Genomic DNA, 20,181 nt, shown 5'->3' with positions numbered 1-20,181 from the left:
CATCACGTGCTAGCGGAAGGACCTGCCCGCACATCCATGTGCGGGCGTTCGCGGCTGCGACTGTTGCCGATAGGGCAACAGTCAGGCGCAGCCGCTCACCCTTCCCACTTGCCCAGCGCGGCCAGGCCGTTTTCCTTGGCGCGCTCGTACACCACGGCCTGCGCCTTGGCGAAGTTGCCCTTCAGGTCCTGCGACCACAGCTTCAGCGCGGCCTGCTGCATGGCGCGGCCGTACGAGAAGCTGAGCGGCCACGGCAGGCTGCCGAGCTGGTTCATCGCATTGAGGTGGGCGGTGGACTGCTCGTCGGTCTGGCCGCCGGACAGGAACACGATGCCCGGCAGGATCGCCGGCACGGTGCTCTTCAGGCACATCACGGTGGATTCGGCCACTTCGTCGACGTCGGCCTGCTCGTCGCTGTCCTTGCCGGCGATGACCATCGAGGCCTTCAGGATGGTGCCTTCCAGCAGCACGTTCTGCTCGTACAGCGCGCCGAACAGCGAACGCAGCACGGCTTCGGTCACTTCGTAGCAGACTTCGATGTTGTGGTCGCCGTCCATCAGCACTTCCGGCTCCACCATCGGGACCAGGCCGCATTCCTGGCACAGCGCGGCATAACGGGCCAGCGCGTGGGCGTTGGCTTCGATGCAGGTGCCGGACGGGATGTCCTCGCCGATGGTGATCACCGCGCGCCATTTGGCGAAGCGGGCGCCCAGCTTGTAGTACTCCTTCAGGCGGTCGCGCAGGCCGTCGAGGCCTTCGGTGACCACTTCGCCGGGGCAGCCGGCCAGGGCATGCGTGCCCTTGTCCACCTTGATGCCCGGGATGATGCCGTGCTCGCTCATGTACTTGGCGAACGGCACGCCGTCCTTGGTGGACTGGCGGATGGTTTCGTCGTACAGGATGGCGCCCGAGATGTAGTCGGACAGCTTCGGCGTGGTGAGCAGCAGCTCGCGGTAGGCGCGACGGTTCTCTTCCGTGTTCTCGATGCCCACGCCCTGGAACCGCTTGGCGATGGTGGTGGTGGACTCGTCGATCGCGATGATGCCCTTGCCCGCGGCCACCATGGCCTGGGCGGTTTCGGCAAGCTGTTCGATGCTCATGGGGTTCCTGGAGAAGCGGCGGGAAAGATACCAATTGTAGCCCGCTTGGCGGTGCCCGCGGGTGACGAAGCACGGGGCGCGCCACCGCGCGCCCGCATCCGGACGCTGCAGGACCTCGCCACGTCCGGGGAAACCGGTTACAGCTCGCCCAGGCCTTCGGCCTTGCCGCGCTCGCCCATCTGCAGCAGGCGCAGCGTGTTGGTGGCGCCGTGCTGCTCCATGTGGTCGCCGCTGGTGAAGATCACGCGGTCGCCCTCGGCGAGCAGCGTGCGGTCGTGCAGCACGCGCATGGCGTCGCGCGCGGCCTCGCGCGGCGCCAGGCCGCGGCTGTCGAACGCGATCGGGAACACATCGCGGATCATCGCCATCTTGCGGCGGGCGCCGTCATGGCGCGAGAACGCGTAGATCGGCGCGTTCGAGCGGAAGCGCGACAGGAAACGCGCCGTGCCGCCGGATTCGGTCATCGCGACGATCGCGCGCACGCCGATGTGCTCGGACAGGAACATCGTCGCCATCGCGATCGCCTGGTCGGCGCGCTCCAGGTTGCGCGGCGCCTTCTCGAAATCGGTGTCCATCTCGAACTGCTTTTCGGCACCCAGGCAGATGCGCGCCATCGCTTCCACCGCGCGCACCGGATAGCTGCCCGCCGCGGTTTCGGCGGAGAGCATCACCGCGTCGGTGCCGTCGATCACGGCGTTCGCCACGTCGAGCACTTCGGCGCGCGTGGGAATCGGGCTGTCCACCATCGACTGCAGCATCTGCGTGGCGGTGATCACCACTTTGTTGCGCGCAAGCGACTCGCGGATGATCTTCTTCTGAAGGCCCGGCAGCTCGGCGTCGCCGATCTCCACGCCCAGGTCGCCGCGGGCGACCATCACCACGTCGCTGGCATCGACGATCTCGGCGAGGTTCTCGATGGCTTCGGTGCGTTCGATCTTCGACACCAGCGCGGCATCGCAGCCATGCTGGCGTGCGATACGGCGCGCTTCATTCATGTCCTCGGCGTTGCGGCAGAACGACACGGCGATGAAGTCCACGCCGATGTTCTCGGCGACATAGGCGATCAGCTCGCGGTCGCGCTCGGTCAGCGCGCCCAGCGACAGGCCACCGCCCTGCTTGTTGAGGCCCTTGCGGTCGGACAGCACGCCGTCGTTCAACACCGTGCAGACGATGCGTTCGCCATCGACCTGCACGACCTGCAACTGCATCAGGCCGTCGTCGAGCAGCAACACGTCATCGGCCGCCACGTCGCCGGGCAGGCCCAGGTAGCTCACGCCGACCTGATGGATGTCGCCCGGAGGCGCGTCCGCGCTGGCGACCAGGTCGAAGCGGTCGCCCTTCTTCAGCACGATCTTGCCTTCGGCGAAACGCTCGATGCGGATCTTCGGCCCCGGCAGGTCGGCGAGGATGCCGACTTCGGCGCCCACGCGCTGCGCGGCGAGGCGCACGGCGGCCGCGCGCTTGGCCTGGCCGGAGGGGTCGCCATGCGAGAAGTTCAGGCGCACCACGTTGACGCCGGCGCGGAACAATTCCTCGAGCACGCCGGGCGGGTCCGTCGCCGGTCCGAGGGTGGCGAGGATCTTGGTACGGCGCTGGCGTTCGGTCATGGTGCGGATTCCCTGAAATCGCGCAAACGCTACCACAGCGATTGAACACCGCAACGGCCGGCGATCATCATGCCTGCATGCTGTCCCGGGACAGCATGCGTGGCGTTGCCGTGGGATGACCGATACCGCTGTTTTCAAGCACTTTCACGCGATCCCGCCGCGTCGCGCTACTGGTATTTTTTTGGTCTGAGCAGCATGGCAGGATGCTGCGCGCGCACACCCGACTGCGCAAACGAAACGGATGAAACGCGTGTTTGATCGCGGCGAGTCAGCCGAACAGCGGTGCCAGCTGCGCGGGGACCTTCGCCAGGTGATCGGCGCCTGCATCGCGCAGTTCCTGTTCGCCACCGAAGCCCCACAGCACGCCCACGTTGCGCATATCGTGGTGGCGCGCGCCTTCGATATCCATCCTGCGGTCGCCGATCATCCAGCAAGCCTCTGGCGTCAGCGCCAGCCGGCGAAGGGCTTCGCCGATCAGGTCCGCCTTGTGGCTCAGGCGACCGTCGGCGGTGGCGCCGATGATCTCCTCGAAGCGGTGGCCGAACGGCAGGTGCGCGAGGATCTTGCGCGCATGCGGTTCGTTCTTCGCGGTGACGACGGCCAGCCGGTGGCCGTCCGCGTGCAAGGCTTCGATCGCTTCGCCGATGCCGGCGTAGACCTGGTGCTCGAGCCAGCCATGCGATTCGAAGCGCTCGAGGTAATGCTCCACCGCGGCCTCCACCTTGGCCGGATCGCCCAGCAGCGGCATGAAGCTGGTGCGCAGCGACGGGCCGATCCAGCCGCGCAGCTCGGCGTCGGTGGGCACCGGATGCTCGAGCTGCGACAGCGCATGCGCGATGCAGCGGGTGATGCCGACGGCCGAGTCGATCAGCGTGCCGTCGAGATCGAAGAACAGCGTGGGACGGCTCACGCGCCGCGCGCCTCCAGGGCGGCGACGGCGGGTAGCGTCTTGCCTTCCAGGAACTCCAGGAACGCGCCGCCACCGGTGGAGATGTAGCTGACGTCATCGGCGATGCCGTACTTGTCCACGGCCGCCAACGTATCGCCGCCACCGGCGATGGAGAACGCTGCGGACTGCGCGATCGCGCGCGCCAGCGTTTCCGTGCCCTTGCCGAAGGCATCGAACTCGAACACGCCGACGGGGCCGTTCCAGACCACCGTGCCGGCGGACTTGATGAGCTCGGCGTAGCGCTGCGCGGTCTCGGGGCCGATATCGAGGATCAGGTCGTCCGCCGCGACGGCATCGACGGCCTTGACCGTCGCCGGCGCATCGGCCGAGAAGGCGGTCGCGACCACCACGTCGGCGGGCAACGGGATGTCCGCGCCACGCGCCTTCGCATCGGCATCGATCTTCTTCGCGGTATCGACCAGGTCCGCTTCATACAGCGACTTGCCCACCGCATACCCTTCGGCCGCGATGAAGGTGTTGGCGATGCCACCGCCCACGATCAGCTGGTCGACCTTGCCGACCAGGCTGGTCAACAGTTCCAGCTTGGTGGAGACCTTGCTGCCGGCCACGATGGCGAGCAGCGGGCGCGCCGGATTGGCCAGCGCCTTGTCGAGCGCATCCAGTTCGGCCATCAGCAGCGGACCACCCGCGGCGACGGCGGCGAAGCGGATCACACCGTGCGTGGAGGCCTGCGCGCGGTGCGCGGTGCCGAACGCATCCATCACGAACACGTCGCACAGCGCGGCGTACTTCTTCGAGAGTGCCTCGTCATCCTTGCCCTCGCCGACGTTCATGCGGCAGTTCTCGAGCAGGACGACCTGGCCCGGCTGCACGTCGACGCCGTCCACCCAGTCCTTCACCAGCGGTACGTCCACGCCGAGCAGTTCGGACAGGCGCGCGGCGACCGGCGCCAGCGAGTCGGCCTCGCTCCACACGCCTTCCTTCGGGCGCCCCAGGTGCGAGGTGACCATCACGGCCGCGCCCTTCTGCAACGCCAGCTTCAGCGTGGGCAGCGACGCCGTGATGCGCTGCTCGGAGGTGATGCGGCCTGCGTCGATCGGCACGTTCAGATCCTGGCGGATCAGCACGCGCTTGCCGGTCAGGTCGAGGTCGGTCATGCGGACGATGGGCATCGGGGGGTCCTGGGCAGCCGGAAAGACGCCTATTGTCCCGGCTGCACGCGGGCACCGCAAACCGCGGACGACGTCAGGCGGCGGGCCGACTGCGCAGCAGGCTGAAGGCGAACGCCGCGACCAGCACCGCACCCAGCAGCAGCAACCCCCACAACAACCAGGCCTTCCAGTCGCGCGGCGTGGGCGGCGGCACGAGGGCCGCATCGCCGGCCAGCGCCGCGGCCGGCGACAGATAGGCGGGTGCAGGCTGCCAGTCCTCGCCACGATCGCGCCGGAGCGCATCCACCAGTTCCGGCATCGGCACGGATGCCCGGCGTGCGGCCGCACTGCCGGCCACCAGCGCGTACGGCGGCGTGCCCTGGGCCAGGAACACCATCACCTCGGGCCGGTAGCCCAGGCGCAGGGTCGGTGCCTGATCCGGCAGCGGCCCGCGACTGCGCAGCCGCCACTCGCGGTCGCGCACGGCGCCGCTGGACAGCGGCTGGTCCGGCGATGCGCTCGGGCTGTCGCCGTCGACGCGATAGGCCACCCATGGACCTGCCCGCAGGCGCCACGGCGTGTCGTCCGCATCGCGGCTTTCCAATGTCCACTCGCCGACCGCGAAATCGTCCATCGCCAGGTCGACCAGGGCGATCGGATAACGCCCATCGCTGCGGTAGACGAAGCCATCAATGCCCTGTTCGCTCACGCGCCGACCCTGCAGCTCTGACCACGCCACCGTCTGCTGCAGGTGCACCGCATCGAGTCGCACGCGGATCTCGCGGATCGGCAGCGCTGCCGCCGCATCCAATGGCACGAAGCGCACATAGCGGAAGCCGGCGCGGATCGGCGCTTCGTCGTGCAGCAGCCGCTGCGTGCCCCGCTGCAGTTCCATCAGCGTCACGCGCGATTCCATCACGTCCCATGTCTGGAGGTCGTGGCTGCCTTCCACCCTGAAACGCGCTTCACGCGGCTCGCCCGGGTCCCACGTGATCTCCAGCGCTTCGGGATTGTCGCGGATGCCGCTGAGGTCCACGAGGAAGGCACGCCCGGTGTCGGCCGCGGGCGCACCGCCGCTGGCTTCGATGCGGACGATGCGTCCGTGCTCACCGAACTGTGCGGAAACGCTCGAGGGCTCCCCCGCGCCTGGTGCAGGCGTGGGCAGCGGGAACCACGGCACCACGATCCGCCGCGCCGGCAGGGCCGTGGGCTGCTCGGGCCCGAACAACGCCGCGGCCACGGGCTTGCCCTGCGCGTCGAGCACGTTGACGTCGCGCAGGTCCGGCCATGCCGTGGTGGCGTACACGCTGCGATCGAGCTCTACGCGGTAAGCCCCCGCGCGCTCGGCGGACAACGCCAACGGCCAGCGCTTGGCGTAGGCGCCTTCCGGTTTCGGCTGTGCGGATGCGGTGGGCGAGGTCGCCAGCAGGACCAGCGCAGTCAGCAGGAACATCCTCATGCGGTCGCCTCCTCCGAATCGGCGCGACGCGGCGGCGCCGGCGCCAGGTAACCCACCACCGTGCACAGCAGGCCGTAGGCGATGAACGAACCGATGCCCAGCAGGTTGCCCAGGTGCTGGCGGTCCACGGTCAGCAACTTCAGCAGCACTACGCCCATCAGCAACGCGCCGGCCAGCCACAGCATGCGCTGTCCGCGACGCGAACCGATCACCCAGCTCAACACGCCGAGCACGCTCCACACGATCGTCAGGCTGGTCTGCGCGAGGCTGCTCGACAGCAGTCCGTCGCTCCACGGTACGCCACCCCAATGATGGACGGCGTGCAGCACGACGGAGGTGATCCACACGAAGGCGGCCGTCGAGAGCAGCACGATCTGGATGGGCGCGATGCTCCGGTCCTCGGGCATCCACCAGCGCAACCACAGCACGAGTACGGCGAGCTGCGCGAGTTCCATCGGATTCACCACGGGAATCCAGGGCAGCGGCGTCGCGTTGCCGGCGACGAACAGCGAACCCAACCACCACAGGCCAAGCGCCGCGAACAACACGCCCAGCAAGGGCGTGCGCCAGCCATCGAAGCGTTCGCCGAGCGGTGCCGACAGCCAGCCCCAACGGAACAGCGCCAGCGCGACCACGACCAGCCACGGCAGCGCGATCAGTCCGGCCGTCCAGCCCTGGCCCATGCCTTCCAGCCAATCGGGCAGCCAGGCCATCAACAGGCTGGCGACCATCGGCCACACCAGCCACCAGACGAACTGCGCCGCACCCGCGAGACGATGCTCGCTGTCGCGCAGGCACAGCAGGCTGCGAATGCCCAGCACCGCATAGGCCAGCCATGCCCATGCGCCGTTGCCCGCAAAGGGCTGCTGGTGCGCGTCCGCCTGCCACAGCGCCAGCGGCACTGCGGAGGCCAGGGCCACCAGCGTTGTCCATGCCAGCCCACCCGAAGGACGACGACGATGCGCCTCGGCCGCCAACCAGCCCGTCAATGCCGCGAACGCGAGCATCGCATCCGGCTCGTCCCGGTGGCCCAGGTAGCGGTCGATCTCGATCACACCGTTGCCCAGCCACCACGCCAGGCCCCACAGGTAGTACAGACCCGCGACGGCGCCCCATCGTCCGCGATAACTCCACGCGCTGGCCAAGCCGGCCAGCGCGATCAGCAGCGCGCTCATGAAGGGCGCATTGGCGAACATCGGGCTGCCCGCGGCTTCGAGCCCGCCACTCGGCGTCCAGGCATCCGCACGCGCAACGAAGAACGCGAATGCCGCCGCCATCTGCAAGCCCGCGCCCGTCAACTGCGGCAACAGGCGCGACTGCCGCAGGCCCAGCCAGACCAGCGCCGCGCCTTCCAGGGCGAACACGCACGCCGTGGCCTGCGCCGACAGCGCCAGCGGTACCGCCAGCGTGGCGAAGCCGACCGCCAGCAGCGCGTACGACTGCGCGAGGACGTCATAGTTTTCGCGACGGCGCAACAGCCACGCCAACCCGGCGTACAGCACGCCGAGGCCCAGCGCGCAGAACGCCAACGGCAGGCGGCTGTCTTCGAACGCGCCCCCCTGCATCAACCCGGCCTGCAGCGAGAACGCGACCAGCGGCATGCCGAACACCAGGCAGCCGTCGATGAAGTCGCGCCGACTCGCCGGCTGGCGGCGTGCGAACAGCAGCGGGATCAACAGGTAGAACACGAAGAACAACGCCAGGAACGGCTGCGTGGTGCCGTACTTCTCCGGCGCGTAATCGAACAGGCCCCACGCGGTACCGATGCCGAAGGTGAAGGCGAACCCGAGCAGGTTGAGCAGGCGCCAGGACTTGTACCAGGCGATGCCGACGATGGCGGCGTTGAGCACCGCGTAGTACGAGAACAGCGCGACATGGTTGCCGCTGCCCGTCGAGAGCCAGATCGGCGCCAGGAAGCCCGCCAGCAACGCGAAGACGGCGAGCGCCTTCGCATCCTGCAATACGGCGAGCATGCCGGCACCGGCGACGAGCGCGATGCTCAGCGCGAAGGCGGCGCCGACCGGGATCAGGCCGAAGTTCTTGAACGCACCGAACACCACCAGCAGCAGCACACCGATCGCGCCACCCTGCAGGCTCAGTGCGAACACGCGGTTGCTCTCGCGCTTGCGCCACGCGAACACCAGCGCACCCAGCGCAGCGGCCGCAACGCCGGCCAGGCGCAGCTCCGGCGGCAGCGTGAACCAGCCCTGGTCCGCGCCGTACTTGAGCAGCGCGGCGACACCGGCGAACAACACCAGCATGCCGATCTTCACCGGCACGTTGCCGACGGTGAACCAGCGCTGCACCGCGCGGGCAGCGACAGTGAAGACATCGGGCGTGGCCGGACGCGGGGGCGCGGCCGGGCGTGGCGGACGCGGCGGCATCTGCGGCGTTGCAGGTGCCGGCCTGGGTGCGGCCGGGGCGGGCGGGACTGGTGGGATCGGCGGCGGCCCGGCTGTCTGGCTCGGTGCCGTGGGCGCAGCGGCAGGTGTTGGGCGCGGCGGCGGCGCAGGCGCGGCGTCGCGCATCAGGTCCGCCAGCGTGGGCCCTTCGTCCTCGGCGGGTGCCGCAGGCGCGACCACCGTGCCGGCAGGGGTAGGCGCAGGCTCGGCGACACGTGCGGCGCGCAGCTGCGCGACCTGTGCTTCGAGCGTCGTGACGCGTCGCTTCAGGCCGCTGACCGACACCAGCGCGACGATGAGCAGGACGGGCATGGCCAACACGGCCAGCCCCACCAGGACCAACAACCCGACCACGTCATCCATTCCCCGACCTCGCCTGTGCGTGTTTCCGGTGCAAGGACGTGGAATGCCGCGTCCTCCGGCCGTCCGTGCAGCCGCGTCCGCAGCCTCGGGCATGGCCCGGGGATTTGCAAGATTCCGATCCGCGGGTGGCCGCGGACGGCGCGCCCGGTATCGCCTCGCGATACCCGGAAACGACACGGGCGCCCTGAGGCGCCCGTGTCGGGAGGCGGGACGGCCTGTCCGGCCGCCACGCTGGCTTACTTGCCGGCGACCACGCGGACCATTTCCAGGCACTTGTTGGAGTAGCCCCACTCGTTGTCGTACCAGCTGACGATCTTGACGAAGGTCGGGTCCAGGGCGATGCCGGCTTCGGCGTCGAAGATCGAGGTGCGGGTGTCGCCGCGGAAATCGGTGGCGACCACCTTGTCCTCGGTGTAGCCCAGGATGCCCTTCAGCGCGCCCTGGCTCTGCGCCTTCATCTCGGCCTTGATCTCTTCGTACGTGGCCGGGTTCTCGAGTTCGGCGGTCAGGTCGACCACCGACACGTCGCTGGTCGGCACGCGGAACGACATGCCCGTGAGCTTCTTGTTGAGCGACGGGATCACCACGCCGACGGCCTTCGCCGCGCCCGTGCTGGACGGAATGATGTTCTCGAGGATGCCGCGACCGCCGCGCCAGTCCTTGTTGCTCGGGCCATCGACCGTCTTCTGCGTCGCGGTCGCCGCGTGCACGGTGGTCATCAGGCCGCGCTTGATGCCCCACTTGTCGTGCAGCACCTTGGCGATCGGCGCCAGGCAGTTGGTCGTGCACGACGCGTTGGAAATGATCGCCTCGCCGTTGTAGGTCTTGTCGTTGACGCCGTAGACGAACATCGGCGTGTCGTCCTTCGACGGGGCCGACAGGATGACTTTCTTCGCGCCGGCATCGAGGTGCTTCTGCGCGGTGGCCTTGTCGAGGAACAGGCCCGTGGATTCGATGACGACGTCGGCGCCGACTTCGTCCCACTTCAGGTTGGCCGGGTCGCGCTCCTGGGTCAGGCGGATCTTCTTGCCGTTGACGAACAGCGCGCCGGCCTCGACCTTCACGTCGCCGTCGAAGCGGCCGTGCACGGAGTCGTACTGCAGCATGTACGCCAGGTAGTCCGGTTCCAGCAGATCGTTGATGGCGACGATCTCGATGTCGTTGCCGAAATTCTGCACGGCGGAACGCAGCACGTTGCGTCCGATGCGGCCGAAGCCGTTGATACCCACCTTGATCGACATTGCTCAGGACTCCTGCGGCCGCGCCTGGCGCGGCGGGGTTGACGGGGGCCGACATTCTAACAGGCCGCCCCGCCGGCTCGTCCCCACGGGCATTGATCAGGATCAAGGCGTCATGGGAAAGGCGGGCAGAGACTGGCACCACATTCCAACGAGCGTCACCACCATGAAGAAGACCCTGATCCCGATTGCCATCGCCCTCGCCTTCGGCGCCGCCGCTCCCGCCTTCGCCCAGTCCAAGGGCGACTGGACCCTGGGCCTCGGCGTGCACCAGGTAAACCCGAAGTCCGACAACGGCACGCTGGCCGGCGGCACCCTGCCGCTGGAGATCGACAGCGACGTCAAGCCGACCGTCACCTTCGAATACTTCCTGCGCGACAACCTGGGCCTGGAAGTGCTCGCCGCGCTGCCGTTCCAGCACGACATCGCCGTCAAGGGCGTCGGCACGGTGGGCAGCACCAAGCACCTGCCGCCGACCGTTTCGCTGCAGTACCACTTCAACAGCAAGGGCAAGGTGTCGCCGTTCCTCGGTGCCGGCCTGAACTACACCACGTTCTTCAGCGAAGACACCAAGGGCGCGCTGGAAGGCACCAAGCTGAAGCTGGAAGATTCGTGGGGCCTGGCCGCGCACGCAGGCATCGACATCAAGGTCAGCGAACGCGGCGCCGTGCGCGTGGATGCGCGCTGGATCGACATCGACACCGAGGTCAAGGTGGACGGCGCCAAGCTGGGTACCGCGAACATCGACCCGCTCGTGTACGGCGTGGCTTATGTCGTGAAGTTCTGAGCAAGCGATACGCACGCAACGCGTAATGGGGACGGCCCGTGTCGGTTACAGTACCGGCATGGTCCGTCCCCTTCTTCTTGCCGCCACCCTCGTCGTTTTCCTCGCGGGGGCCTTGTTGTCCGCGCCCGCGCTGGCGTGGGGGCCGATGGGCCACCGCCTGGTGGCGCAACTGGCGTGGGACGACCTGACGCCGGCGGCGCGCCGCCAGGCCGACGCGCTGCTGAAAGGCGAACCGGACGCCACGCTGGCCGGCATCGCGAGCTGGGCGGACGACCTGCGCGACAGCGATCCCGTGCTTGGCAAGCAGACATCGCGCTGGCACTTCGTCAACATCGGCGAACACGACTGCGCCTACGAACAGATCCGCGACTGCCCTGGCGGCAACTGCGTGGTGGAAGCGATCAGGGCGCAGGCCGCGATCCTGGCCGATCCGGCACGCACGAAGGCCGAGCGGCTGCAGGCGCTGAAATTCGTCGTGCACTTCGTCGGCGACGTGCACCAACCGCTGCATGCCGGTTACGGCCGCGACAAGGGCGGCAACGACGTGCAGATCAACTTCAACGACCGCGGCACCAACCTGCATACGCTGTGGGACAGCCGCATGTTGCTCTCCACGGGCCGAAGCGAAGCCGAGTACCTGCGCCGCCTGCGCGCATTGCCACGCCCGGCCCTGGGCACCATCGCGCTGCCGCCCCCGTCCGCCGACTGGGCCGAGCAATCGTGCCGCGTGGTAACGCAGCCCGGCTTCTACCCGCGCCGCGCCAAGCTGGAACAAAGCTACGTGGACCAGCACCTGCCCATCGTCGAGCGACAGCTGCGCGCCGGCGGCGCGGCCCTGGCCTCCGTGTTGAACCAGGCACTCGATACCCACTGATCCACGCACGGGAGCATCGCATGAGGCATCGGTTCCGCAGATCCACCCTGATCCTGTGCTGCCTGGGAATGCCGGTCGCGACGACCTTCGCGCAGTCGCATGCCGCGCATGCGCCCGCCTCGCCGGTCCCGACCCGCATGGAACTGGCCTGGGACCCCGCCCTGGTCGCGGGCCTGCCGCGCCACGACGTCACCCTCGACGTGCACGGCACACCGTTGCGCTGCGAGGGCGTCGCCCTCGTGGACCTGCTGCGGCGCGCCGGTGCGATGCCGGCGGAGCCGTTGCGCGGCGCGCACCTCGTGCGCCGCGTGGAGGTGATGGCGAGCGATGGCTATCGTGTGGTGTTCTCGCTGGGCGAACTGGACCCCACGCTCGGCAAGCAGGCGGTCTACGTCGCGGACCGCTGCAACGGCAAGCCGCTGGACACGCGCGAAGGTCCCGCACGACTGCTCGTTCCCGGCGACAGCCGGCCGGCGCGCAGTGCACGGCAGATCAAGACGTTCATCATCGAATAGCATCCCGTCCCCCCAGGAGTGTCTGCATGAACCTGTCTCCGCTCCGTTCGCCGCTCGTCGTCCTCGCGCTGGTCGCCTCGCTGCTGGTGCCCGGCATCGCACGCGCGCAGGACGACACCGGCCTCACCGTCTTCGCCGCCGCCAGCCTGAAGGAATCGCTGGACGAGGCCGCCGCCACCTACCAGAAGCAGACCGGCGTATCCGTGCGCGTGTCGTATGCCGCGAGTTCGGCGCTGGCGCGCCAGATCGAACAGGGCGCGCCCGCCGACGCCTTCTTCTCCGCCGACCTGGAGTGGATGGACTACCTACAACAGCGCGACAAGCTGGAACCGGCCACGCGACGCAACCTGCTGGGCAACCAGTTGGTGCTGGTCGCACCGAAAGCGAGCAAGGCGCGCGTCGACCTGAAGCGCCCCGCGACCTTCCTCGCCGCGCTCGGCGACGGTCGCCTGGCGGTAGGCCAGACGCAGACCGTGCCGGCGGGCAAGTACGCCAAGGCCTCGCTGGAATCGCTGTCGCTGTGGAACGGCGTCAAGGCGCGGCTTGCGGAATCCGAGAGCGTGCGCGCGGCGCTGATGCTGGTGGCGCGCGGCGAAACCCCGCTGGGCATCGTGTACGCGTCCGATGCGAAGGCGGAGCCCGCGGTGCGGGTGGTGGCGACGTTCCCCGAAGACAGCCATCCGCCGATCATCTATCCCGTCGCCGCCCTGCGTGGCCCGCGATCGGCGCAGGCGACGCAGTTCGTGCAATGGCTCGCCTCACCTGCGGCCGATGCGATCTTCACGCGTCGTGGATTCGCGGTGAAGGACTGACCTCTTGGTGTTCGATGCGTTCACCGCGGAAGAACTCACCGCGATCCGGCTCAGCCTGAAGGTGGCGCTGGTGGCGGCGTTGGCCAGCCTGCCGTTCGGCGTACTGGTGGGCTGGGTGCTGGCGCGCACACGCTTCCCGGGCAAGGCGTTGCTGGATGCGGTGGTCCACCTGCCGCTGGTGTTGCCGCCGGTGGTGATGGGTTACGCCCTGCTGGTGACGCTGGGTACGCAGGGCACGGTGGGCGCCTTCCTGAAGGAACACCTTGGCCTCGTGTTCGCGTTCCGCTGGACCGGCGCGGCACTGGCCTGCGCGGTGATGGGCTTCCCGCTGATGGTGCGCGCGATCCGTCTGTCGCTCGAAGCCACCGACCGCCGCCTGGAACAAGCCGCCGCCACGCTGGGCGCTGGCCCCTGGCGCGTCTTCTTCACGGTCACCTTGCCGCTGGCCTGGCCCGGACTGGTCGCCGGCAGCGTGCTGGCCTTCGCGAAGGCGCTGGGCGAGTTCGGCGCCACCATCACCTTCGTCTCCAACATCCCCGGTGAAACGCAGACGCTGTCCTCCGCCATCTACGGCCTGATGCAGGTGCCCGGCGGCGAAGCCGGCATCTGGCGCCTCGCCGCGGTCGCCGTGGCGATCTCGCTGGCCGCGCTGCTGTTTTCCGAGTGGCTGGTACGGCGCCATTACACGCGCCAGGGCGAGGACAGCTGATGCTGCACCTGGACATCGAACTGCGGCGCGGACACTTCCATCGCCATGTGCGCATCGAGGACGACGCACGCGTGATCGCGCTGGTCGGACCGTCCGGCGCAGGCAAGACGTCCGTGCTCAATGCGATCGCCGGCCTGGTGACGCCGGTCGCCGGGCGCATCGACGTGGACGGCCATTGCCTGTTCGACAGCGCGCAGCGCATCGACGTGCCGGTGCACCAGCGCCGCATCGGCTACGTCTTCCAGGATGCGAGGCTGTTCCCGCACCTGGACGTGCGCCGCAACCTGCTCTACGGGCGCCACGGCGGGCGGGGAACCCCCCGGTTCGGATTCGATGCCGTCGTGGACCTGCTCGGCATCGCACCGCTGCTCGGCCGACGCACACGCAACCTCTCCGGCGGCGAAGCGCAGCGCGTCGCCATCGGTCGCGCGCTGCTGGCGCAGCCGTCGTTGCTGCTGTTCGACGAACCGCTGTCGTCGCTGGACCAGGCGCGCCGCGAAGAGCTGATCCCCTACCTGCAGCGCGTGCGCGACGAGATCCGCCTGCCCATCGTCTACGTCAGCCACCACCCGGACGAAGTGCGGCGCGTGGCCGATTCCACCCACGTCCTCGACTGACCCCGCCGTATCCCGCGGCGACGCCCCGGAGCGCCTCGCATGACGCAACCCAAGCGCTGGACGTCCCTGCCCGTGGACCAGACCCGTCGCTACCTGGAGCCCGGGCCGGTCGTGCTGTTGAGTACCGCGCACCGCGGCGAGCGCGCGATCATGACGCTGGGCTGGCACATGATGCTCGGCTACGACCTGGTGGGCACGTATATCTGGGACGCCAATCGCAGCCATGCGCTGGCGCGCGCCAGCCGCGCATGCGTCATCAACCTGCCGACCGGGGACCTACTGGATACCGTGGTGCGCATCGGCAACTGCAGCAGCACCGAACAGGACAAGTTCGAGCGCTTCGGCCTCACCGCCCTGCCCTCGCGCGAAGTGCATGCGCCGCGGATCGCCGAATGCCACGCGCAGTTCGAGTGCCGTCTGCACGAAACCCGGATCACCGCCGACTACCCGCTGTTCGTGTGGCGCGTGGTCGCCGCGCATGTCGCGCCCTCGCCCCGCATCCCCCGCACGGTGCATTACCGCGGCGACGGCCGCTTCATGGTCGCCGGCCGCGAAGTCTCGCGCCGCCGACTGTTCCGGCCGGACATGCTGGAGCAGTGAGCGTCAGCGCTTGCGCGCCGCCACACGCTGGCGGCCTTCGCGGATCTCGAAGGTGAAGGCATAGGCCAGGGACACGGGCACGATACGCGCCTGCACGTGCTCGCCGGCGCAGCCATGCCCGTTCCAGTCGCGATCCCGGCTGACGGCATCCGGGTAATCGCAGAACATCGCGGGCTCGAACGTCCATCCTGTCACCACCCTGACGGCCGCATCACGCAACAGGGGCTGCGCCGCACCGTCGTCGCAGCCCGCCTGTCGCAAGGGCGCGACCTGCGTCGCCTTGCCCGCGCCATCCACGACGAAGGCGACGCACAGGGTGAGCGGCGGCAGTTCGCGGGGCATGCCCGCGGAAGGAAACACCGGGCCGGCCGTGTCGATCGGCACCGGATAGACGAAGGCCTGGTGCGCCGCCATCTCGTAGCGACCAGCCGCTTCGGGCAGCAACAAGCGCTGATCGATGCTGTCGACGCGGTGCGCGCACCCACTGGCCAGGCACGCCGCGATGAAGCAGGCGCCGCCCAGCGACAGCGCGCGGCGGTCGCACGGACCTGCTTGAACGTGGCTCATGCGGCAGGTTGGCCGACGCCCGTTTTCCCGGCGTCTTCCCCATCGTCGCCGTTGATGTCGTACCTGATCGGCACGCGCACCCAGCCTTCGCCGCGCGCGCCATTCTCCGTCGGCGGCTCGAAGGTCCATTGCCGGGCGGCGGCGAGCGAGGCTTCATCGAACAGGCCGGCCGGCTCCGACGATTCCACGACCGCCTCGCGCACGCGACCATCAGGACCCACCCGCAACTTCAGCACCACGAGGCCGCTCTGGCCACGCGCCTTCGCCTCGGCCGGGTACGCCGGCGCGGGCTGCTTCGGTACGCTGGCGGCGTCCGGCCCCGGCGCCCCAGCATGCCGGCTGACGACCATCGACAGCGCGAACGTCGAACTGCCATCCGGTGGCGTCACCTCGATGGCGACGTTCTGGTCGAGCGCACCGATCAGCACCGGCGACGACACAGGTTTGCCGTCCACGCTGATATCGCCGGCGATCCTCACCTGGCCCGCTTGGGCAGGATCGACGACCAGTTCGATGCGCCACGCGCGACCGGCTTTCGTGGTCGATGCGAAGCCCACCTTGCGGCCGGGCCAGTCACGCAAGGCGAATGTCCGGCGTTCGCCGTCGACGTCGAGCGTGGCGCCGATGCGGTAGTGGAAATCCTGCGTCGCGGCTGCGGGCGCGGCGGGCTGGGCGGCCCAGGCGGCGATGCCGCACGCGGTGGCCGTCAGCGCGACCAGCGTCGCAGCGATGATCCTGCGCGTACGTCCACGTACCGGATTCTTCAGCATGGCGATCCTCTCCTTGAGCGGGTGGTGGTGTGACCAGTGGCAGCCCACGGGCAATGGCGTCCCCGCCAGATGGGCTTTCAGCATCGCTTCGCCATAGGTGCGGCGCTCGCCGGGATGGCGCGCGACCACGGCGGCGTCGCAGGCGAACTCCTGGTCCAGGCGATGCAGGCGCGCGGCCACGTGCATCAGCGGGTTGAACCAGAACAGGCAACGCAGCAACGACGCGACGAGGTTGCCGACCAGATCGCCCCGCCGGATGTGCAGGCGCTCGTGGTACAGCACCAGGGCGCGCTCTTCGTCGGTGTAGCGCATGTGGAAGTCCGCCGGCACCACGACTTTCGGCCGCAGTACGCCGTAAGCCGCGGGCAGCCCCGCGCAGGTGGTCGCGCGGAACACGCCCGGTGCGGCGTTTGCCAGGCGACCCAGTCCGCGGATGAAGCCGCGCTGCTGCACGGCGAGCCGGACCATCATCGCCATGAGGCCCACGGCCCACAGGGCGAGCAGCCAGAGCGATATTGAGGGCATCGGCAATGCCGTGCCGATGGACGCGACGGGTACCGGCTGCAGCACGGTGGCGAGCGGCATCGCCCACTGCGTCTCGCCCTGCCGCGCCGGCAGCAGGACCGCCAGGCAGGCGAGCGGCACGCAGATCCACAGCGCGTGCGCGGCGGCGGCACCGAGATGTCGGCGCAGCGGAACGCGAAGGGCCAACACCAGCAGGGTGGCCAGCGTGCTGGCGATGGTCGCTTCGAGCAGGGCCGTCATCACGTCATTCGCCATCGTCGAGCTCCGCGATCAAGCGCTTCAGTTCGGCGATGTCGGCGGGCGAGAGTTTGCGCTGCTCGCTGAAGTGCGCCACCAGCGGCGCCACGCGCCCGCCGAACAACCGGTCCACCAGCCCCGCACTCTGCTCCGCCAGCCAGGCATCGCGGCTGAGCACGGGCGAATAGAGATAGCGCCTGCCCTCTTTTTCCGCCTGGATCGCGCCCTTGTTGAGCAGGCGGTTGAGCAGGGTCTTCACGGTCGGCTCCGCCCACTCGGCCCGGCCGGACAGGGCCGCAACCACCTCTTCCGCACTGGCGGGGTGGCGCCCCCACAACACGTCCATCACCACGGCTTCCGCATCGCTGATCGACATACGTTTACGCCTGTAATTTTTACTGATTACGCCCGTAAACGAACCCTGTGTCAAGCCCTCCCGGCTATCCATTCGTCGGCGGATCACCTGGCTTCGCCTAAGCTGCGCACATGACCCCACGCCACCTGACCGATCTCGACGAAGCCGTCGACCTGATCCTCGCCCACACCTACGGGCCGCTGCGCATGGGCGCGCCGCTCGGCATCGGCAAACCGCACCGCCTGCTCAATACGCTGTACCGGCGCGGTGTCGCGGACCCGTCGCGCCCGTGGTCGCTCTACACCGCCCTCTCGCTCGACCCGCCTGCGGGGGGCAAAGGGTTGGAGGGGCGATTCGTGAAGCCGTTCGCCACGCGGCATTTCGGCGACGACTTCCCGCGGCTGGATTACGTGCAGGCGATGAAGCGCGACGCGCTGCCCGCGCACATGGAGGTGGAGGAGTTTTACATGCAGGGCGGCGCGCTGCTCCGCTCCACCACCGCGCAACGTTTGTACGCCAGCCTCAACTACACGCACGTCGCCCGGGCGCTGGCGGACCGCGCACTCAACGTGATCGTGCAGAAAGTCGCGCGGGAACCCGGTGGCACGCGGCTCTCGTTCTCATGCAACAACGACCTGACCCAGGATGCCGTCGATGCCATCGTGGCGCGTGGCCTGCCGCGTCCGTTGCTGGTGGCGGAAGTCGATCCGCAGTTGCCGTGGATCGGCGGCACCGCGGCGGTGGACGAAGCCTACTTCGATATCGTCATCACCCCGCCTGACCCCTACCCTCAACTCTTCGGTCTGCCACGTCAGCCGGTCTCCGATGCCGAGTACGCGATCGGCCTGTATGCCAGCGCACTGGTGCGCGATGGCGGCACGCTGCAGATCGGCATCGGCGCGCTCGCCGATGCGTTGTGCCATGCGCTGGTGCTGCGCCACACCGACAACGCCACCTACCGGCGCATCCTGGCGGCCCTCGATCCATCGCTGGAACAGCATCCTGCGGTGCTCGCCAGCGGCGGCCTCGACCCGTTCGCCATCGGCCTGTACGGCTGCAGCGAGATGATCAACGAGGGCTTCAAGCGGCTGGTCGAAACCGGCGTGATCCGGCGCAAGGTGGTAGACGACGAAGCGCTGATGCGCCGCATCGCCGACGGCACCGCCAACCTCGGCGACCAGGCGCGGCTGGAGCGCGACGGCGAATACCTGCATGGCGCGTTCTACCTGGGATCGCCGGCGTTCTACCAATGGCTGCGCGAGCTGCCGGACGACCAGCGTCGTGCGATCGGCATGCGCCGGATCAGCCTGATCAACGAACTGCAGCGCGACCACGAACCGCTCGCCCGCCTTCAGCGCCACGAGGCTCGCTTCTTCAACTCCTGCATGATGGCCACCGCGCTCGGCGCCGCCGTTTCGGATGGACTGGAGGACGGTCGCGTGGTGTCCGGCGTTGGCGGCCAGTACAACTTCGTCGACATGTCCAACACCCTGGATAACGCACGCAGCGCGCTGATGTTCCGCGCCGTGCGCGACGATGCCGGCGCGCCCGCGTCCAACGTCCGCTGGAACTACGGCCACACCACCATTCCCCGCCACCTGCGCGACCTGTACGTCAACGAGTACGGCATCGCCGACCTGCGCGGGAAGAACGACGAAGACTGCGTGATCGCGATGGGCGGCATCACCGATGCGCGCTTCCAGCCCGCGCTGGTGGAGCGCGCCAAGCGCGAAGGCAAGCTGCGCAGCGGCTTCCATGCGCCGGGCCACTGGATCGACAACACGCCCGTGCACCTGTCCGCACGCCTGCGTACCTTCCGTCACGACGGCACGCTGCCGGACTATCCGCTGGGCAGCGACTTCACCGAGGTGGAACAACGCATCGTCAAGGCGCTGGGCTGGCTGAAGGCCAACACCGCCACGTCGTGGAAGAAGATCGCAACGGTGGCGAAGGCACTGGTGGCGCGGCCGGACGACGAAGCCGCGATGGCGCGCATGGGGCTCGAAGCGCCGGCCAACGTGGGTGAGCGGATCGAAGCGAGGCTCCTTGCGCTGGGCTTGCGCGAAACCCGCTGATAGCTGACGGCGTCGGGGCGGAAGCCCCTCCTGCAAGAGCCCCTTTCTGTAGGAGGGGCTTCAGCCCCGACCGCCGTCCCATCACGCCAACCACTCCGCATCCCAGTAAGGATAGTCGCCGACGCGTGCAACCAATCCGGCTCTCATTGGGTTGGCCACGATGTAGCGGGCGGCCGCCAGCGTGGTGTCGTCCCTCCGCAGCGCACGGTCATGGAATCCATCCGCCCAGACTCGTTTTCCCGCCATGACATCACGGATGGCGTGCGCTGACCGTCCCTTTGCCATCCCCACGACGCGCGCGATGCTCGTTGTACCGGTCAACCGCACCAAACCGTGCCAATGGTCCGGCATCAAGACCCAGCAAAGAAGTTCAGCATGTGGCGACCACAGGCTGCCATGAGCGATGGCGGCTGACATCCTGCTTGCGACTTCCCATCGGCTGAAAAGAGGATCGCGCCGGTAGGTCGTGGTGGTGACCAAGTAGATGCGTCCAGACTCGGACCAGCGA

19 protein-coding genes are annotated in these 20,181 nt (G+C 68.7%); 8 read left to right on the top strand and 11 right to left on the bottom strand.

Translation table 11 applies throughout. The features are described 5' to 3' along the window. Positions 1 to 95 precede the first annotated feature (95 nt). From ASD72_RS00230 to gap, 7 genes are all read right to left on the bottom strand, one after another. Positions 96 to 1,100, bottom strand: a complete 1,005-nt coding sequence (locus tag ASD72_RS00230; RefSeq protein WP_056877970.1) for a class I fructose-bisphosphate aldolase — start codon at positions 1,098 to 1,100, stop codon at positions 96 to 98. A gap of 137 nt (positions 1,101 to 1,237) precedes the next feature. Continuing rightward, on the bottom strand, positions 1,238 to 2,707 hold the full coding sequence (gene pyk, locus ASD72_RS00225) for a pyruvate kinase (RefSeq protein WP_056877969.1): 1,470 nt from the start codon (positions 2,705 to 2,707) through the stop codon (positions 1,238 to 1,240). Positions 2,708 to 2,975: 268 nt separating this feature from the next. Then, positions 2,976 to 3,617, bottom strand: a complete 642-nt coding sequence (locus tag ASD72_RS00220; RefSeq protein WP_056877968.1) for an HAD hydrolase-like protein — start codon at positions 3,615 to 3,617, stop codon at positions 2,976 to 2,978. Continuing rightward, the gene (locus ASD72_RS00215) at positions 3,614 to 4,789 is read right to left on the bottom strand and encodes a phosphoglycerate kinase (RefSeq protein ID WP_056877967.1); all 1,176 of its coding nucleotides are present in this window, start codon (positions 4,787 to 4,789) and stop codon (positions 3,614 to 3,616) included. Before ASD72_RS00215 ends, ASD72_RS00220 begins: the two co-directional genes overlap by 4 nt. Before the next feature lie 73 nt (positions 4,790 to 4,862). Then, complete coding sequence (locus ASD72_RS00210) at positions 4,863 to 6,227, bottom strand: DUF3999 family protein (RefSeq protein ID WP_081420052.1); 1,365 nt, start codon at positions 6,225 to 6,227, stop codon at positions 4,863 to 4,865. Next, complete coding sequence (locus tag ASD72_RS00205; protein WP_155944428.1) at positions 6,224 to 8,983, bottom strand: DUF2339 domain-containing protein; 2,760 nt, start codon at positions 8,981 to 8,983, stop codon at positions 6,224 to 6,226. The genes ASD72_RS00210 and ASD72_RS00205 overlap by 4 nt, the downstream gene beginning before the upstream one ends. Positions 8,984 to 9,228: 245 nt before the next feature. Next, positions 9,229 to 10,233 (bottom strand): type I glyceraldehyde-3-phosphate dehydrogenase, encoded by a 1,005-nt coding sequence (gene gap, locus ASD72_RS00200; protein ID WP_056877964.1) that lies wholly within the window; start codon positions 10,231 to 10,233, stop codon positions 9,229 to 9,231. 163 nt (positions 10,234 to 10,396) lie between these two features. Here gap and ASD72_RS00195 point away from each other — a divergent pair, with 163 nt between their 5' ends. Genes ASD72_RS00195 through ASD72_RS00165 form a run of 7 tightly spaced genes read left to right on the top strand, consistent with a single transcriptional unit; the run spans position 10,397 to position 15,144 of the window. Continuing rightward, the gene (locus tag ASD72_RS00195; RefSeq protein ID WP_056877963.1) at positions 10,397 to 11,017 is read left to right on the top strand and encodes an OmpW family outer membrane protein; all 621 of its coding nucleotides are present in this window, start codon (positions 10,397 to 10,399) and stop codon (positions 11,015 to 11,017) included. Between the two features lie 58 nt (positions 11,018 to 11,075). Next, positions 11,076 to 11,891: a S1/P1 nuclease gene (locus ASD72_RS00190; RefSeq protein ID WP_056877962.1), complete on the top strand. Its 816-nt coding sequence runs from the start codon at positions 11,076 to 11,078 to the stop codon at positions 11,889 to 11,891. Between the two features lie 20 nt (positions 11,892 to 11,911). Beyond that, positions 11,912 to 12,406 carry a hypothetical protein gene (locus ASD72_RS00185; RefSeq protein ID WP_155944404.1) on the top strand — a complete coding sequence of 165 codons (495 nt, stop codon included), beginning with the start codon at positions 11,912 to 11,914 and terminating at the stop codon, positions 12,404 to 12,406. A 26-nt stretch (positions 12,407 to 12,432) separates the two neighbouring features. Continuing rightward, positions 12,433 to 13,218 (top strand): molybdate ABC transporter substrate-binding protein, encoded by a 786-nt coding sequence (gene modA / locus ASD72_RS00180; RefSeq protein WP_056877960.1) that lies wholly within the window; start codon positions 12,433 to 12,435, stop codon positions 13,216 to 13,218. Positions 13,219 to 13,225: 7 nt separating this feature from the next. Next, positions 13,226 to 13,927, top strand: coding sequence for a molybdate ABC transporter permease subunit (modB, locus tag ASD72_RS00175; RefSeq protein ID WP_056878448.1), 702 nt, complete (start codon positions 13,226 to 13,228; stop codon positions 13,925 to 13,927). Further along, positions 13,927 to 14,544 carry a molybdenum ABC transporter ATP-binding protein gene (gene modC, locus ASD72_RS00170; protein WP_056877959.1) on the top strand — a complete coding sequence of 206 codons (618 nt, stop codon included), beginning with the start codon at positions 13,927 to 13,929 and terminating at the stop codon, positions 14,542 to 14,544. Before modB ends, modC begins: the two co-directional genes overlap by 1 nt. Positions 14,545 to 14,583: 39 nt before the next feature. Beyond that, positions 14,584 to 15,144 carry a flavin reductase family protein gene (locus tag ASD72_RS00165; protein ID WP_056877958.1) on the top strand — a complete coding sequence of 187 codons (561 nt, stop codon included), beginning with the start codon at positions 14,584 to 14,586 and terminating at the stop codon, positions 15,142 to 15,144. 3 nt (positions 15,145 to 15,147) lie between these two features. On the opposite strand, the gene ASD72_RS00160 is transcribed toward ASD72_RS00165, so the two are convergent. Genes ASD72_RS00160 through ASD72_RS00150 form a run of 3 tightly spaced genes read right to left on the bottom strand, consistent with a single transcriptional unit; the run spans position 15,148 to position 17,619 of the window. After that, positions 15,148 to 15,711, bottom strand: a complete 564-nt coding sequence (locus tag ASD72_RS00160; protein WP_056877957.1) for a hypothetical protein — start codon at positions 15,709 to 15,711, stop codon at positions 15,148 to 15,150. Next, positions 15,708 to 17,246 carry a TonB family protein gene (locus tag ASD72_RS00155; protein ID WP_235577891.1) on the bottom strand — a complete coding sequence of 513 codons (1,539 nt, stop codon included), beginning with the start codon at positions 17,244 to 17,246 and terminating at the stop codon, positions 15,708 to 15,710. The genes ASD72_RS00160 and ASD72_RS00155 overlap by 4 nt, the downstream gene beginning before the upstream one ends. 4 nt (positions 17,247 to 17,250) lie before the next feature. Further along, positions 17,251 to 17,619, bottom strand: a complete 369-nt coding sequence (locus ASD72_RS00150; RefSeq protein ID WP_056877955.1) for a BlaI/MecI/CopY family transcriptional regulator — start codon at positions 17,617 to 17,619, stop codon at positions 17,251 to 17,253. Positions 17,620 to 17,729: 110 nt separating this feature from the next. Here ASD72_RS00150 and ASD72_RS00145 point away from each other — a divergent pair, with 110 nt between their 5' ends. Further along, the gene (locus tag ASD72_RS00145; protein WP_056877954.1) at positions 17,730 to 19,673 is read left to right on the top strand and encodes an acetyl-CoA hydrolase/transferase C-terminal domain-containing protein; all 1,944 of its coding nucleotides are present in this window, start codon (positions 17,730 to 17,732) and stop codon (positions 19,671 to 19,673) included. 81 nt (positions 19,674 to 19,754) lie between these two features. Here the strand turns inward: ASD72_RS00145 and ASD72_RS00140 are convergent, their stop codons facing one another. Next, positions 19,755 to 20,153 carry a transposase gene (locus tag ASD72_RS00140; protein WP_235577889.1) on the bottom strand — a complete coding sequence of 133 codons (399 nt, stop codon included), beginning with the start codon at positions 20,151 to 20,153 and terminating at the stop codon, positions 19,755 to 19,757. Positions 20,154 to 20,181: the final 28 nt, after the last annotated feature.

Source organism: Pseudoxanthomonas sp. Root630 (assembly GCF_001427585.1).
In the GTDB taxonomy this organism is placed as follows: Bacteria; Pseudomonadota; Gammaproteobacteria; order Xanthomonadales; family Xanthomonadaceae; genus Pseudoxanthomonas_A.
The sequence above is the reverse complement of the archived record's forward strand: the minus strand, read 5'-3'. Positions and strand labels throughout refer to the sequence as shown.

What these genes read in the sequence shown, in the direction of transcription:
- ASD72_RS00230 (WP_056877970.1), bottom strand. Translation starts at nt 1,100, where the DNA reads ATGAGCATCGAACAGCTTGCCGAAACCGCCCAGGCCATGGTGGCCGCG.
- pyk (WP_056877969.1), bottom strand. Translation starts at nt 2,707, where the DNA reads ATGACCGAACGCCAGCGCCGTACCAAGATCCTCGCCACCCTCGGACCG.
- ASD72_RS00215 (WP_056877967.1), bottom strand. Translation starts at nt 4,789, where the DNA reads ATGCCCATCGTCCGCATGACCGACCTCGACCTGACCGGCAAGCGCGTG.
- ASD72_RS00210 (WP_081420052.1), bottom strand. Translation starts at nt 6,227, where the DNA reads ATGAGGATGTTCCTGCTGACTGCGCTGGTCCTGCTGGCGACCTCGCCC.
- gap (WP_056877964.1), bottom strand. Translation starts at nt 10,233, where the DNA reads ATGTCGATCAAGGTGGGTATCAACGGCTTCGGCCGCATCGGACGCAAC.
- ASD72_RS00195 (WP_056877963.1), top strand. Translation starts at nt 10,397, where the DNA reads ATGAAGAAGACCCTGATCCCGATTGCCATCGCCCTCGCCTTCGGCGCC.
- ASD72_RS00190 (WP_056877962.1), top strand. Translation starts at nt 11,076, where the DNA reads ATGGTCCGTCCCCTTCTTCTTGCCGCCACCCTCGTCGTTTTCCTCGCG.
- ASD72_RS00185 (WP_155944404.1), top strand. Translation starts at nt 11,912, where the DNA reads ATGAGGCATCGGTTCCGCAGATCCACCCTGATCCTGTGCTGCCTGGGA.
- modA (WP_056877960.1), top strand. Translation starts at nt 12,433, where the DNA reads ATGAACCTGTCTCCGCTCCGTTCGCCGCTCGTCGTCCTCGCGCTGGTC.
- modC (WP_056877959.1), top strand. Translation starts at nt 13,927, where the DNA reads ATGCTGCACCTGGACATCGAACTGCGGCGCGGACACTTCCATCGCCAT.
- ASD72_RS00165 (WP_056877958.1), top strand. Translation starts at nt 14,584, where the DNA reads ATGACGCAACCCAAGCGCTGGACGTCCCTGCCCGTGGACCAGACCCGT.
- ASD72_RS00160 (WP_056877957.1), bottom strand. Translation starts at nt 15,711, where the DNA reads ATGAGCCACGTTCAAGCAGGTCCGTGCGACCGCCGCGCGCTGTCGCTG.
- ASD72_RS00155 (WP_235577891.1), bottom strand. Translation starts at nt 17,246, where the DNA reads ATGACGGCCCTGCTCGAAGCGACCATCGCCAGCACGCTGGCCACCCTG.
- ASD72_RS00150 (WP_056877955.1), bottom strand. Translation starts at nt 17,619, where the DNA reads ATGTCGATCAGCGATGCGGAAGCCGTGGTGATGGACGTGTTGTGGGGG.
- ASD72_RS00145 (WP_056877954.1), top strand. Translation starts at nt 17,730, where the DNA reads ATGACCCCACGCCACCTGACCGATCTCGACGAAGCCGTCGACCTGATC.